At 46.4% G+C, this 15049-nt stretch carries 14 protein-coding genes; 7 read left to right on the forward strand and 7 right to left on the reverse strand.

Annotated features, from left to right (window positions below; translation table 11 throughout):
* Position 1: 1 nt before the first annotated feature.
* Genes rpoZ through ICN13_RS04905 form a run of 3 tightly spaced genes read right to left on the reverse strand, consistent with a single transcriptional unit; the run spans position 2 to position 1844 of the window.
* Complete coding sequence (rpoZ, locus tag ICN13_RS04895; RefSeq protein ID WP_011902918.1) at positions 2-205, reverse strand: DNA-directed RNA polymerase subunit omega; 204 nt, start codon at positions 203-205, stop codon at positions 2-4.
* Between the two features lie 45 nt (positions 206-250).
* Positions 251-889 (reverse strand): guanylate kinase, encoded by a 639-nt coding sequence (gmk, locus tag ICN13_RS04900; protein ID WP_216139214.1) that lies wholly within the window; start codon positions 887-889, stop codon positions 251-253.
* A 16-nt stretch (positions 890-905) separates the two neighbouring features.
* Positions 906-1844, reverse strand: coding sequence for a YicC/YloC family endoribonuclease (locus ICN13_RS04905; RefSeq protein ID WP_216139215.1), 939 nt, complete (start codon positions 1842-1844; stop codon positions 906-908).
* Between the two features lie 53 nt (positions 1845-1897).
* Between ICN13_RS04905 and rph the strand changes: the two genes are divergently transcribed.
* The 3 genes from rph to hemW are packed head-to-tail and all read left to right on the forward strand — an operon-like array spanning position 1898 to position 4414.
* The gene (gene rph, locus ICN13_RS04910; protein ID WP_216139216.1) at positions 1898-2629 is read left to right on the forward strand and encodes a ribonuclease PH; all 732 of its coding nucleotides are present in this window, start codon (positions 1898-1900) and stop codon (positions 2627-2629) included.
* A gap of 7 nt (positions 2630-2636) precedes the next feature.
* On the forward strand, positions 2637-3227 hold the full coding sequence (rdgB, locus tag ICN13_RS04915; protein WP_216139217.1) for an RdgB/HAM1 family non-canonical purine NTP pyrophosphatase: 591 nt from the start codon (positions 2637-2639) through the stop codon (positions 3225-3227).
* A gap of 5 nt (positions 3228-3232) precedes the next feature.
* Positions 3233-4414, forward strand: a complete 1182-nt coding sequence (gene hemW, locus ICN13_RS04920) for a radical SAM family heme chaperone HemW (protein WP_216139218.1) — start codon at positions 3233-3235, stop codon at positions 4412-4414.
* A gap of 1 nt (position 4415) precedes the next feature.
* On the opposite strand, the gene ICN13_RS04925 is transcribed toward hemW, so the two are convergent.
* Both ICN13_RS04925 and ICN13_RS04930 read right to left on the reverse strand, forming a co-directional pair.
* Positions 4416-5213, reverse strand: coding sequence for an enoyl-CoA hydratase/isomerase family protein (locus ICN13_RS04925; RefSeq protein WP_216139219.1), 798 nt, complete (start codon positions 5211-5213; stop codon positions 4416-4418).
* Between the two features lie 9 nt (positions 5214-5222).
* Positions 5223-6212, reverse strand: a complete 990-nt coding sequence (locus ICN13_RS04930; protein WP_216139220.1) for a tripartite tricarboxylate transporter substrate binding protein — start codon at positions 6210-6212, stop codon at positions 5223-5225.
* Between the two features lie 77 nt (positions 6213-6289).
* Here ICN13_RS04930 and ICN13_RS04935 point away from each other — a divergent pair, with 77 nt between their 5' ends.
* On the forward strand, positions 6290-7519 hold the full coding sequence (locus ICN13_RS04935; RefSeq protein WP_216139221.1) for a CaiB/BaiF CoA-transferase family protein: 1230 nt from the start codon (positions 6290-6292) through the stop codon (positions 7517-7519).
* A 17-nt stretch (positions 7520-7536) separates the two neighbouring features.
* Here ICN13_RS04935 and ICN13_RS04940 read toward each other — a convergent pair whose 3' ends face one another.
* Together ICN13_RS04940 and ICN13_RS04945 are read right to left on the reverse strand one after the other, a co-directional pair.
* Complete coding sequence (locus tag ICN13_RS04940; protein WP_216139222.1) at positions 7537-9648, reverse strand: alkyl/aryl-sulfatase; 2112 nt, start codon at positions 9646-9648, stop codon at positions 7537-7539.
* Between the two features lie 84 nt (positions 9649-9732).
* Positions 9733-11187: a sensor histidine kinase gene (locus ICN13_RS04945; RefSeq protein WP_216139223.1), complete on the reverse strand. Its 1455-nt coding sequence runs from the start codon at positions 11185-11187 to the stop codon at positions 9733-9735.
* Positions 11188-11306: 119 nt separating this feature from the next.
* Between ICN13_RS04945 and ICN13_RS04950 the strand changes: the two genes are divergently transcribed.
* From ICN13_RS04950 to ICN13_RS04960, 3 genes are all read left to right on the forward strand, one after another.
* The gene (locus ICN13_RS04950) at positions 11307-12536 is read left to right on the forward strand and encodes a patatin-like phospholipase family protein (RefSeq protein ID WP_216139224.1); all 1230 of its coding nucleotides are present in this window, start codon (positions 11307-11309) and stop codon (positions 12534-12536) included.
* Between the two features lie 460 nt (positions 12537-12996).
* Positions 12997-14247: a site-specific integrase gene (locus ICN13_RS04955; protein WP_216139225.1), complete on the forward strand. Its 1251-nt coding sequence runs from the start codon at positions 12997-12999 to the stop codon at positions 14245-14247.
* 399 nt (positions 14248-14646) lie between these two features.
* On the forward strand, positions 14647-14928 hold the full coding sequence (locus tag ICN13_RS04960) for a transposase (protein ID WP_028819441.1): 282 nt from the start codon (positions 14647-14649) through the stop codon (positions 14926-14928).
* Positions 14929-15049: the final 121 nt, after the last annotated feature.

Raw genomic sequence — 15049 nt, forward strand, 5'->3', positions numbered from 1 at the left:
ATTACAAAGGAACTTTGGTCAGCATGTCACGGTCAGTCACACCAGCAGCAACTTCGCGTAATGCAACTACTGTCGCTTTATCTCTGGACTCAACACGTGGAGAGTGACCTTGAACCAATTGACGTGCGCGATAAGTCGCAGCCAAAACCAGTTCAAAACGATTTGGGATAGTTTTAAGACAATCTTCTACAGTGATACGGGCCATGCTGAACTCACTTAAATTTAGCTTCAATACCTATAGGATAACTGATTAGACCCCAAGGCGCCTCAAAAGCACTGGATTTCTGGCCATGCTGGGCCCAGAACGCAGGCGGCTGGAGGCTAAAATATGCTTTAGATCGACTAGGGCCTGCTCAAAGGAGTCATTGACCACAATGAAGTCGGCCTCATGGGCATGCTGCAATTCAACATGCGCGGCAGCTAAACGCCTCTGAATCGTAGCCTCATCATCTTGCCCACGTTTACGCAAGCGCTCTTCTAGGGCTGCAATCGAGGGTGGGAAAATGAAGATCCACTGAACGGATGGAATCAATTTACGAATCTGTTGAGCCCCTTGCCAGTCGATCTCGAGCATGACATCACTGCCAGCTTGCATTTGCGATTCGATCCAAGGTTTAGAAGTTCCATAAAAATGACCATGCACTTCTGCCCATTCTAAAAATTGACCTTGCTCTCTCTCGCGGATAAATTCTTCTTGAGATACGAAGCGGTAATTTTTACCCTCCACTTCCCCCGGTCTTGGGGCACGGGTTGTTGTAGATAAAGATAATTTCAAACCCGGGTCGTCTTTTAACAAGGCGTCTACCAAGGATGACTTACCTGCGCCAGATGGCGCAACAATCATCAACATACTGCCTTGATATGAAGGATTCTGGTTTGGACTGGTCATCATGTAATTGTACGGATTACTCTAAATTTTGTACTTGTTCGCGCATTTGCTCAATCAAAAGCTTGAGCTCTAGGGCTGCCTGAGTACATTCTTCAGAAACCGATTTTGAGCTTAAAGTGTTTGCTTCGCGATTGAGCTCCTGCATCAAGAAATCTAAGCGCTTACCGACAGGCCCTTTACCAGCTAGAGCAGTGTTAACGGCTTGCAGGTGAGTCTTGAGGCGAGCAAATTCTTCCGCAACATCAATGCGTACTGCATAGAGAACAACTTCTTGACGAATGCGTTCCATCAACTCTGTGCCAGACCCACTTGAAGTCTTGCCTTGCTCTTGTGCAGCTAAAGCCTCTGCTAAACGTTCAGTGAGCTTTTCTTGATATTGCGCAACATACTGAGGAACCTTGGGTTCGATCACTTTCACAATCTCACGCATCTTGCTAGTAATACTGGTGAGTACGCCCACCAAGGCTTTACCTTCAGCATTACGGCTATCCATTAAAACTGCTAAGGCTGCTTTACCAGCTTCAACGGTAGCGGCAATCCAACCCTCTTCCTCGCCACGGGGTTCGGATACTACTCCCGGCCAACGCAATACATCGGCAATACTTAATTCTCTCGCATTACTAAAAGCTACTTGAGCCTGAACTTGAAGAGCCTTGAGCGCATCTAGGCGATCTTGATTTAGAGCTCCTAGAGCCTGAGGATTAGCCTTGGCTGCCCCACTATTGCTATTAATACGCCAAGCAGCCCTAAACTCCACCTTACCCCGTGAGAGACTCTGGGTCACTAGCTCCCGCAAAGCGGGTTCAGCCCCACGGCATTCATCCGGAAGACGAAAACCCAAATCCAGAAAGCGGCTATTAACAGCCCGACATTCCACCTGCAGATCAGCAACTACGCCCGCTCCTAGGGAGACTTGGCGAGAAGCGCTGCCATAACCAGTCATGCTCGATATCATATGGACATTGTAGATTCTTATTTGTTCCAACCCAAACCTTTAGGCAAAATTCGATGAGCACCCAATCTATCACCCGTCCAAGTGGCCGTAAGCCCAAAGACTTGCGTCCTGTCACGATTTCCAGGGCGTTTACTAAGCACGCTGAAGGTTCCGTATTGATCGCCTTTGGGGACACCAAGGTTCTATGTACGGCCAGTATTTTGGATAAGGTGCCGCCACATAAACGGGGGTCTGGCGAAGGTTGGGTGACTGCTGAATACGGTATGCTGCCCCGCTCCACTCATACCCGCAGTGATCGTGAAGCTGCTCGTGGCAAACAATCGGGTCGTACCCAAGAAATCCAGCGTCTCATTGGTCGCGCTATGCGCAGTGTCTTTGATCTCCAAATTTTGGGTGAACGCACAATTCACTTAGATTGCGATGTCTTGCAAGCTGACGGCGGTACTCGCACTGCCTCCATTACTGGAGCCTATGTTGCTGCACGTGATGCAGTTAATCAACTTCTCAAGAGTGGCGCTCTCACGCAAGACCCCATCATCGATAGCGTAGCCGCTATCTCAGTTGGTATCTATCAAGGGACTCCCGTTTTAGATTTAGATTACCCTGAAGATTCATCTTGCGATACCGATATGAATGTCGTGATGACTGGTAAAGGCGGCATGATTGAAGTGCAAGGCACTGCTGAAGGAGCAGCCTTCTCTCGATCTGAGCTCAATGCCCTACTGGACTTGGCCGAACAAGGCATTCAGGAACTCACTCAACTACAAATCGAAGCATTGAAATAAGCATCTAATGCAAAAGCTAGTTCTCGCCTCCAACAATGCTGGCAAGGTCAAAGAGTTTCAGGCGCTCCTGGCGCCCTTACGGTTTGAGGTGATTCCACAAGGAGTGCTAGGCATTTCATCAGCCGAAGAGCCCTTCCACACCTTTGCTGAGAATGCCTTGGCCAAGGCACGTCATGCGAGCAGCGCTAGCGGCTTACCGGCGCTAGCGGATGACTCTGGTATTTGTGCGCGCGCTCTGGATGGTAGGCCTGGCGTTTACTCAGCTCGTTACGCTGGTGAGCATGCAAACGATGCTACCAATAATCTAAAGCTTATTTCTGAATTAAGTCATCAATCGGATCGCAGTGCGCATTATGTTTGCGCCCTTGTCTTTATTAATAGTGCCGATGACCCAAATCCCCTGATTGTGGAAACTACCTGGCATGGAGAGATCATTGATGAGGCTAAAGGCAGCAACGGCTTTGGTTATGATCCCCATTTTTTTCTTCCCGAGCTAGGCATGACTGCTGCTGAACTTGATCCTACGCAAAAGAACTTAATTAGTCATCGTGGCCAAGCTCTGCGCGAGCTCATACGTCAATTGCAAGCTCGCACTTAATTACTGTGCTCAATCAACCTACCTTCACTGCATTGCCGCCTTTGGCTTTGTATATTCACTTTCCCTGGTGCGAAAAGAAGTGCCCCTATTGTGATTTCAACTCCCATCAAATCAAAGATCCCACCTCCAATTTAGTCGGCGGCTTTGATGAGCAGCGTTATATCAACGCTCTTATTGCCGATCTTGAAACCGAGCTACCGAATACCTGGGGTCGCCAAGTACACAGCATCTTTATTGGTGGTGGTACGCCCAGCCTCTTGTCTGCTGCCGGCATGGATCAACTACTGTGTGCCGTACGCGCTCGTATCCATTTGGAGCCTGATGCCGAGATAACGATGGAAGCCAATCCAGGATCTGTGGAGGCTGATAAGTTAGCGGGCTTTGCTAAGGCCGGAGTGAATCGTGTGTCATTGGGTATTCAGAGTTTTCAAGATGAACAACTTAAAGCGCTGGGCCGGATTCATAATGGCGCCGAGGCAAAGCGTGCAGTACAGATTGCACTCGATCACTTTAAGTCTGTCAATTTAGATCTGATGTATGGCTTACCCAATCAAAGTCTTGAGGCAGCAAGATCGGATGTTGAGACTGCGTTATCTTTTAAAACACCTCACCTCTCTTTTTATAACCTCACACTTGAGCCCAATACTTACTTTGCCAACTTTCCTCCCAAGTTACCCAGCGATGATGAGATTGATGCCATCTTTGAGCAGAACTTAGAGCTTTTGACGAAGGCGGGATATAAGCGTTATGAAGTTTCTGCTTATGCCAAGAAAGATCAGGAATGCAAACATAATCTGAACTACTGGCGTTTTGGTGATTACATCGGGATTGGTGCTGGTGCCCATGGCAAGATTTCTTATCCAGGCAAGATTACCCGCCAAGTCCGAGAGCGTCACCCCGAGACCTATATGCAAGCAATAGAGACTAAAGGAAATGCTCTCATTGAGTCTCGCGAAATCGCTACGAAAGATCTTCCTTTTGAATTTATGCTTAATGCCTTAAGGCTGACTGATGGCGTTGACACCAATACCTTTAGTGAGCGTACCGGCCTGCCTTTAAGTCTCATTAACAAGAACCTTGATGAGGCAAGTAAAAAAGGGTTATTAGATGAGAACCCAAGCAAGCTAAAGCCAACTGCTTTAGGTCTACGCTACCTGAATAATCTTCAAGAAATGTTCTTGGACTAAGTTACTTACCAATCCAAACGGGTGACTCGCCTTTTAAGAAGGAAGCAACGCCATTTTTAAAATCCTCACTGCCATAGGTTTCTCGAATCAGGTCTTGGCAATCTGGTAATTGGTTGGCAATGATTCTAGTCATTGTGAGCTTGCTCGCTTTTTGCGTAATCGGAGCGAGTTTTAATAAGCGTTCAGCTAGAGCATCCGCTTCTTTTCCTAAATACTCTTGATCATAGGTAGACAACAAGTAACCTTGAGTCTTTAGCTCGCTTGCCGGAACCATTTCGGCAAGCAGCAGCATACGCCTAACGATATTCATACCCATGTGTGCGATTAACCAGGCGATGTTGCCCGGATAGAGACAATTGCCTAGGGTTCTGGCAATCGGTACGCCAAACTTGGCATCTGGCGTGGAGATCCTAAAATCGCAGCAAGTAGCAATCGCCAAGCCACCGCCGACTGCCATGCCATCGATTACTGCAATGGTTGGTATCGGCAGTGATGCCAAAGGGTTGAGATAGTCGTGTATCGCTTCTTCGTAACGTACCCCATCTTCACCATCTTTAAAACTAGTGAACTGTGCAATATCGCTGCCAGAGACGAAAGACTTGCCACCTGCCCCACGAAATATGGCAACACGAATAGCAGGATTCTTGGCAATGTCCAGGCAAATAGATTTAAGGCTCTCATACATACCAACGGTCATGGCATTGCGTGCTGCTACATGATCAAAAGTGACATAAGCAATCTTGTCGCGCAACTCGACCGTGACTTGCGCGACCTTATCTTCCAAATCCTTTTGTGTCATGAAGAAAACTTATTCAGCTTTAATGTTTAAGCTCTTGACCAAGCGCTGGTATTTAGCAAGCTCACCAGCAAGGAAAAGACCAAAGGCTGCAGGTGTTGCTGGACCTTCAGGCTGTAATCCTTGTGAATCTAACGTCTTCTTGATTTGTGGGTCAGCCATCGCTGCTTTTACAGCCTGGTCGATCTTGTTTACCACAGCTGGATCCATACCCTTTGGACCCATCACGGAATACCAATTGGTCACATCAAAGCCAACAATACCTACTTCATTAAAGGTAGGAACATTGGGAAGGATGGATAAACGTTTCGGTGTTGAGATCGCCAATGCTTTTAGACCGCCCTGATTAATTTGCTGCAAGTTTGGCGGCAAGGTATCAAAGTTCATCGTGATCTGGCCGCCTAACAAATCGATAATCGCTTGACCGCTCCCTTTATAAGGCACATGATTGAGCTGAATACCAGCAATCTTGCCAAACAAAGCGCCTGCCAAATGCTGGGTACTGCCGATACCGGATGAGCCATAGGTCATTTGCCCTGGATTCGATTTAGCTAGTGAGATTAACTGCGCTACCGAGTTCACAGGCAATGATGATTTAACAACCAATACGTTTGGCACATAACCCAAGTAAGTAATTGGCGTGAAGTCTGTTGCCGGGTTGTAGGGAACGTTGGTTAATACAAATGGTGCAATTGCATTTGAATTAGAGTGCCCCATGAGCAAGGTATAGCCATCTGGATTAGATTTAGCTACTAAGTCAGCACCGATTGTTCCAGCCGCACCAGATTTATTTTCAATAATGATGCTCTGACCCAAAATCTCACCCATCTTCGGCGCGATTGCGCGGGCAACAATATCAGTGCCCCCACCGGGTGCAAAACCAACAATTAAGCGAATCGGTTTTGCAGGGAAGGCTTGCTGAGCTAGCGCTAGGAATGATGAGGAACTAAGGGCGACAGCAACAAGGCTACGCAGCACCCACTTTGGCAATTGAATCAACATACAGTCTCCAAATCTTGTTTTAATTGTGTTTGATACTATTAGACATTCATTCTAAACATATAAAAACCATCGAGACAATGACGAAAACACCTACTTCTAACCCTTCCTCTAGGCCCTTACCCCTCGCTGGAGTAAGGGTACTGGACGTTAGTCAAGTCATGGCCGGCCCTTACTGCTGCATGCTCCTAGCTGACCTAGGCGCCGATGTCATCAAGATCGAGCCTCCTGGCACCGGTGATCAAACTCGGGGGGCCATGGGTTTCAAGATGAAAGGTTCAGACAGCATGGGCTTTCTGAATATGAATCGCAATAAGCGCAGCTTGACCCTCAATCTCAAAACCGATGCGGGCAAGAAAGTCTTTTTTGAATTGGTGAAGACAGCCGACATTCTGGTGGAAAACTATCGGCCAGGCGTCATGAAAAAACTGGGTATTGATTACGCTACGCTTCAGGCTATTAATCCTGGCCTGGTCTATGCCAGCATCTCTGGTTTTGGACAAAGCGGCCCTTGGGCAGATCGTCCAGGTTTTGATTTAATGGCACAAGCCATGTCTGGGGTGATGAGTGTTACTGGCTACCCCGATGGTCCACCCGTCAAAGCAGGTGTTCCGGTCGCTGATATTGGTTGTGCCCTTTTCGCGGTTTACGGCATCTTGTCTGCTTACATTGGTAAAACCAAATCGGGCGAAGGTCAATTTATTGATGCCTCACTATTTGACTCTGCTTTAGCCTTTTCTATCTGGGATACAGCGCAATACTGGGGTACTGGAGTTGAGCCCTACAAGCTTGGCACCGCAAATCATATGAGCGCACCTTACCAGGCCATGAAAGCCTCTGATGGCTATTTTGTGATGGGCGCTACCAACCAAAAGCTATGGAAACTCCTTTGTGAAAAAATGGGCCGCCCTGAATTATTCGATGATGCTCGTTTTAAAACCAATCCACTACGTTTAGCCAATCGTTTAGAGCTTGCCACTGAACTAGAAAAAACATTTATTACGAGAACCAGCGATGAGTGGGTTGATGATCTTTTGACTGCAGGCATTCCAGCAGGACCAATTAACACCTATCCTGAAGCCTTTGACAGTGAACATGGTCGTCATCGCAAAATGCGTATGGAAATTGATCACCCAATTGAAGGCACAGTTCCCAATATTGGCTTTGCCGTCAAGATGATGGGTACACCACAGCAAGTTCGCAAGCATCCGCCATTACTGGGTGAACATACTAGCGAAGTTCTTGCTGAACTTGGCATTGCTGGCGATGAACTCAAAGTCTTAGAAGCTGGTGGCGCTTTTGCGCCTTAAGTCACCCTACTGCAGACTTACTCGCCTGCAGTAATTGCCATGTCTTGAGCAGCAAAAGGATCTTTCACCACCTTTGGCGAAGACTTGGCATCAAGCTTCTTAGCCTTGGTGCCTGGCATCAACTCAAAATCAGGAGTGAAGACCGTCAATGTGCTCTTGAGCTGGTCAAAGGATTTACGGTCACCATCAAATCTGGCCTTACCTTCAGAGAGCAATTTTTCAAAGCTTGTCTGGCCACCCATGACCTTCTCTAGTTCACTGCGATTTAAGGTGATGGTGAGATTAGGATTTTTTGCTTGCTGTCCTTTGATATTGGTGAGCGCAGAGTTACTCATCTCAATCACAAATTTCTCGCCATTGTCTGGTGTTGCCAGATTAATGGTGAATTTCATACCGGCAGCTTTTTTACTATCCATGCTGATCGCCAGGGAATTGAGCCATAACTCTGTAGTCATGGCTTTAATCATGTCGGGCCCATTGGATTTTGGTGACGCTCCAGATGGCATGCCATGACGTAACTCGTACGCGGCACCCAAAAAACTATTGCGCACGCTAGGACTCTCTTTTTGATAACCAATCTGCTCAAAGATGTCTGCTAGTAAATCTTTTGCTGCAACGTTATTGGGTTGAGCATAGACGAGTTTATTCACGATCTCCATCGCTTCGCGATACTTGCCTTGCTTATAAAGTGACTTGCCTTTTGACATGATCTTGTCTGGGCCACCCATCATCTCTACATAAAGAGGTGCAGAATCTTTTGGCGATAAGGGGATTAAGGTGGCTGGATTTGCATCCCAATAACCAAGGTAGCGATTAATCACTGCACGACTATTGTGCTCTTCAGAGCCATGATAGCTATGGGCTGCCCATTGTGACTTCAGGCTTTCTGGCTGCTTATAAACGTTATGAACTTCATTGATCGTCACACCATTGTTGGCTAGATGCAAAACTTCATTATTCAGATGCGCATAGCTATCGCGCTGAGTGCGCATCACTTCTTGAATGCGCTCATTACCCCACCGCGGCCAGCTATGTGATGCAAACATCACTTCTGCTTCATTGCCATAGCGATATAAGGCGTTATTAATATTTTTGGACCAAGCCAAGGCATCACGCACTAAGGCACCACGCAAGGTGTAAATGTTATGAATAGTGCCGGTGATGTTTTCTGCAGCCCAGAATGCTTTGAATTGTGGAAAATAGGTATTCATCTCTGCAGGCGCTTCAGTACCTGGCGTATTTTGAAACTCCATCTCAACTCCATCCACGGTCATCTTTTCAAATGGCTCATTGATGAGAATGGTTGGCTCAATTAAACCGAGATTACCTGCAGCAGTATTTTTACCAATCGATTGATCCACGTGACCAAATGGGCTGCGGGGCAACAAGACGCCATACTGAAAATACATCCGGCGTGTCATCGCATTACCTGCGTACACGTTCTCGGCAACAGCATGATCCATAAAGCCTACGGGTGCAATGACCTTGACCTTGCCGCTTTTCACATCGGCCTCATCCACTACGCCACGCACACCACCAAAGTGGTCTCCATGGGAATGGGAATACACCACCGCTACCACCGGACGCTTGCCAACCTTCTCATTGACTAGCTCTAGGGCAGCTCTTGCAGTTTCCTTAGCGGTGAGTGGGTCAAACACAATCCAACCCGTATTGGTCTTCACAAAACTAATGTTGGCTAAGTCAAAGCCGCGTACTTGATAAATCTTGCCAGGAACAACCTCATAAAGACCGTAGCCCATATTCAGAATTGCTTGGCGCTGCAATGATGGGTGAACACTATCAAAGTCTTTGCCTTGCAATAAGAACTCGTAACTACCCATATCCCAGGCAACGTTTCCGGCATCTGCCATGATGGTCTTATAAGCCGGAGCGGCGATAAAGCCTTTTTTGGATTCTTCAAAGTCACGCTTATCCTCAAACGGCAGTGACTTGCGTAAACCGTTTTGTAGCTCAACCGTGAAACTGGAAGGTGCTTTACCCTTGACATCAAAATGCTTGCCTTGCATTGCGCCAGGGTCAGCAACCACACCACCCCCACCTGCTGCAAATGCGAATCCAGACGCGAGAAGAGATGCTGCGAGAAAGAATTTATTAAGTGTGGGTTTCATACGGTAGGCCTAGTCATCATGAATACATTCAATGATATGAGCCAGAGTTAGCATGGCAATTAGCCCTTAGGCTAATACTGGTCACTAAGTTTGACTAGATTGAATCACTTCAGGCGGCAGCTGAATGACAAACCTTGCTCCACCACCAGGATTATCCTCAAACCAAAGAGAGCCACCATGACGACTGATGATGTGCTTGCATAACCAAAGACCCAAGCCCATACCCGACCCCTTGGTACTCGAGAGCAATTCAAATAAGTGGGACTGCGACTCCTCAGATAAGCCCTCACCGTTATCGGCAACAGAAATCTGCACGCCAGTATCGGAGTATGAGCCCTCGATCGTCAGCCTCTTATCGATCCGATCAGAAGCGACTAATGCCTCGATTCCGTTATTAATTAGGTTCAACATGACTTGTTGGATTTCACTAGCATTGGCACTAGCTAACAAATTGGGCTGCAAGCGTAGCACTACCTGGATATTTTTTGCGGTGAGTTCAGGCTTAGCAATACTGAGCACTGTTTGTACAAGGTTGCCCAAGTTCACTTGTGATGTATTAACTTCTCCATCCGAGAAAATTGAACGCAGAGAGCTAATAATTCTTGCGGCGCGCTGATTGTCAGACAGCAAGGTATCCAATATTTCTTTTTGAAGTTCGGGATTAAGCTCCCCATCTGCAAGTTTCTTTTGCAGGAACTGAATATTTAAACTAGATGCGCCTAGCGGTTGATTGAGCTCATGAGCAATCGATGCAGATAAAGCCCCGGTACTCGCGCTCTTGTTGGCCTTGAGCAATGAGCCCATTAACTGCTCCCGCTCCTGAAGCAGTCGCCTAATCTCCTGGTTCTCGGTATGGGATTTCAAATTAGCTATGGCAATCTGTTCGGCCCAATAACCGCCAATCGCAATATAAGAAAGCGTGGTCATTACTAGCTGTGCAATCGTAAACAAGATCAATATCTGCGGTATCTGATCAACCTGCAAAATCGGTAGTCCTGAAGCGATCAAGATGGCGATGCGCCCTAGTGCAAAGAACATTTCTGCGCAGCTAGCATATTGGAGATAGAGCAATTGCCTCGATGGGGCTTGCCGTTTTTTTTGATTGAGGACGAAGATTTGCCAGGTATACAGAATTGAAACGAGTGTAACCACGAATATGGTGCGAACTTCAAAATTGGCATTCTGGCGCAGATACTCAAAAGCAAAGAAGAAGACGATTAACGAGATACCAAAACCAATTTTTAGTTGCTTAGAGATCTTTTGATTTAAGGATTGGCAAAATAAGACCTGAAGTACAGCCGCAGAATAAAACAAGACATTAGCGATGGTGAAATTGAATTGAGGATTCTTGATATCTGCGAGAGTCACTATTCCAGCACCAAATATTAGTAACCCAATAATGCTGGCTAATAGCGAAGACATCCAATACGGACTGGGCTTCACTAAATTTTGCGAGCGGTAATAGTGATAGACGCCAAAGAATAGGCCCATCTGAATAATGGCCAGAATGAAGAAGTAAATGGAGATCAAAAGCTTCATAACCGAATCGTACAACGATCAGGCCCTCAACAATCCAGATCCACCAAGGCGCAGGTATGTGGACCCTGAAATACCCAGCCTTTACAATAAAGATAATCAATTTATTCAGAAAAAACGATATGCGCTTTAGTCATTTTGTAGTCTGCATTGCCTCACTCGCCCTATTTGGCTGCTCATCCCTAGAGCGCAAATCTGCCGTGCCTGCCCAATCTTTAAGCAAGGCTCAGATCGCCGGCTTACCAAGCGTGCGTTACCTCATCTCTACTCAAGCCGGTACAGACGCCCTTGTGGCTGATGTCATCCAGGTAGAGACCGCTAGAGGCAATAAAGCATTTACAGGGGACGCCAACTATTTGGCGCTTTCTGGTGGCGGAGATGACGGCGCTTTTGGTGCTGGTCTGTTGGTCGGCTGGAGTAAGCAAGGATCTAGACCTGTCTTCAATTTGGTCACTGGCATTAGTACAGGCGCATTGATAGCCCCATTTGCTTATCTGGGCAAAGAATATGACCCAGCTCTCCAGCAGGTCTATACCAATATCAACCCAAAGGACATCTTTATAGAGCGTGGCCTTCTCTCGGGAATCTTTAGTGATGGTTTAGCAGACTCCACTCCACTCTATCAATTGATTTCTAAATATGTGGATGCAGATTTCCTCAAGAAAATTGCTTATGAATACAACACCAATGGTCGCTGGCTTCTGATTGGCACTACCAATATTGATGCTGGAGTCCCTGTAGTTTGGAATATGGGGCGTATTGCGACCGTTGGTACGCCTGAGGCACTTGAACTCTTTCGCCGCATCATGCTCGCCTCTGCCTCGATTCCTGGAGCGTTCTCGCCAGTGATGTTTGATTTCTTAGTTGACTCACAAACTTTTCAAGAAATGCACGTGGATGGTGGCGCTAGCACCCAGGTATTTTTATACCCTTCTGCCGCTGCACAGAAAGCAAATGAATTAGGTGTCAAGCGGCGCAATAATCGTCAGGCCTACATCATCCGGAATTCAAGATTAGATCCCCGCTGGAATGAAACTCAGCGTAGCACCTTAAGCGTTGCTGGTCGGGCGATTACTCAGTTGATTCAAACTCAGGGCATTGGTGATCTCTATCGCATTTATACAATGACGAGGGCCGATAAAGTTGGCTTTAATCTGGCCTATATCGGCTCAGACTTTTATGAACCCCACCAAGAAGAATTCGATACCAAGTATATGAATGCTTTATTCCAATATGGTTACGAGCATGCCATGAAGGGATATCAATGGAGCAAGTATCCGCCGGGCTTTAATGGCGCATTTGATACTGATGGCGAGAAGATGATTCTCAATAAATCAGGTAACAAGAAGTAAAGACTGCAAAGAAAAACTCCAGCCAATAAGCTGAGGTTTGTATTTTGGCGGAAGAGGTGTCTAGATTTTGCCCCTCCAATAAACTCTACCATTATCCATAAGCCCATGAATTATATGGCTTTAAAGGGTAGCCCTACTCCCGTGTAAACCACCTAAATCCACCTGAGACTATGTCTTGCTGATGGGTGAGAAACGGGAAAAAATCATCGTTAGCGCATAAGGGAGTTGCGACTGCCGAGCACTTAAAAAAAGGTGTGCTTTTTAAGATTTTTTTATCTGTTTTAAGTTTTTTTTATTTTCATGGTGGGTACAAAGGGGGGTTCAAACTCCATCATTAGACCCATCATTGACATGGCTTCTATGTAACCATGCTCCCGTGTAACCCATTGAGATTTAATAAAATATGTTGATTAAAGATGAGTTCATAAGGGGTAATTTTTGCTTGAGTTTGGGATGCCGAATGGCGGATAAATTTAGCTTTACGGCACGTCGCATTGCCAATCTCTCTGAACCCGGTTTCTACCACGACTCAGAATCCAGAGGGCTATATCTTCAGGTGATGACGGGGGTAAATAAAATCATGCGAAGTTGGATATTTCGCTACACCAGCCCCACCTCATTTAAACGCAGGGATATGGGCTTGGGGCCACTAGAGGTCCGCTCACTTGCTGATGCCAGACGGAAAACGCTTGAGCTTCGTAAATTAATTCTAGATGGTGTTGATCCGATAGAACAGCGCAACAGGATTCGGACTGAAGCCCTAGCCGCTACGGAGGATGGAATTACCTTCTCAATTGCAGCAGAGCGTTGTATTGCAGCCAAACGATCAGAATGGAAGAATGCGAAGCATGCTGATCAATGGGTAAACACTATGGGTACTTTTGTTAACCCAAAAATTGGAAAGATGCGGGTTGATCAAATCAATACTGGCCATATCGCCAAGCTTCTTGAGCAAGAAATCAAGAAGAAGTCTGGTGAAGTTGAAGGCCCCTTCTGGAATGTTCGCACCGAAACAGCTACTCGTGTACGACAACGAATTGAAGTGATCCTTGACTGGTGCAAAGCTCATGAATACATCAAGGGGGATAACCCTGCACGCCTTAAAGGCGCCTTAGCCCATCTTTTACCTAAAGCCAACAAGATTCAGAAGAAAAGTCACCATCCTGCTCTGCCATTTCAGCAGATTGGTGAGTTTATGAGAGAGCTGCGAACAAAGAGTGGTTTCTCTGTACTTGCCCTTGAGTTCTTAATTCTTACGGCTACACGAACTGGTGAGGTGCTTAATGCCAAGTGGGATGAGTTTGATATTGAAAATAAGGTTTGGACTATTCCTGCTGAGAGGATGAAGGCCGGTAAAGCTCATCGAGTGCCACTAAATTCTCGGGCGATTGAGATATATGAATACCTCTCTGAGCATCGCATAAATGAAGCTCTATTCCCTAGCAAGCGTTACAACAAGGACAACATGTCAAATATGTCTCTCATTGCCATCATGAAGAGAATGCCGGCATATGCTCAATATGTTCCCCATGGATTTAGGTCTACATTTAGGGATTGGGCGGCAGAAACTACTGACTATCCAAATGAGACTGTGGAGCTTGCTCTGGCTCACACCATTAAGAATAAGTCTGAGGCTGCTTATAGGAGGCAGGATCAATTGGAGAAGCGCGCTAAATTAATGAGCGAATGGGAGGAGTTTGTTGATCATTAGCCCGCTTGCGATGCATAACAGGCATTAACCACCCTGCTGGGTAGCCACTTACAGACAGCCCCAAGTAATTCAGAAAATCATTTTCTATCAGGTTAATACCAAGCTTAAGAGAGGCGATACAAATAGACCTCCACATTGTAAATATCAATCATCAAACAGCATGAGCAGTTGATTTAGCTCGTCCACATTATTACGGGCATGATCCAGCAAAGCTTTTGGGAAATGCTGCGAATAAAACCCAGGAGCAAATGGATCGCGATTATCAACTCTCCTCAGTCGATCTTTACATTCTTGACTGGTGCTTGGAACCGAATGCCCTAATATTGAACTGACCTGATTTTTAGTACCACTCCCAAAGAGAGGATTTTTGATAATCTTCACCTTAAAGGAGTGCTAAATATGGCAAAAGGCCAACGTCTTAAACCCGAGCAAATCGTCACCTTATTGCGTCAAATCGATGTCCTGACAACGAACGGCAAAACCCTAGCCCAGGCCTGTAAAGAAGTGGGAACGGTAGAGCAAAGCTACTATCGTTGGCGCAAGATTTATGGCGGCATGAAGGTCGATCAAGCTCGTAAGTACAAAGATCTAGAACTGGAAAATACCCGGCTTAAGAAGCTCGTAGCGGACTTATCGCTACGAGAAGTCATGCTTAAGGAAGTCATTAAGGGAAACTTCTAAGCCCTACTAGGCGTAAAAATGCAGCGCAGCTGCTCATGGACCAGCATTCTATCTCTGAGCGGACTGCCTGCAGTTTAGTGGGGCTATCGAGAGCCGCTTATCGCTATATGCCATTGCCTAG

This window comes from Polynucleobacter sp. MWH-Berg-3C6 (assembly GCF_018881855.1).
In the GTDB taxonomy this organism is placed as follows: domain Bacteria; phylum Pseudomonadota; class Gammaproteobacteria; order Burkholderiales; family Burkholderiaceae; genus Polynucleobacter.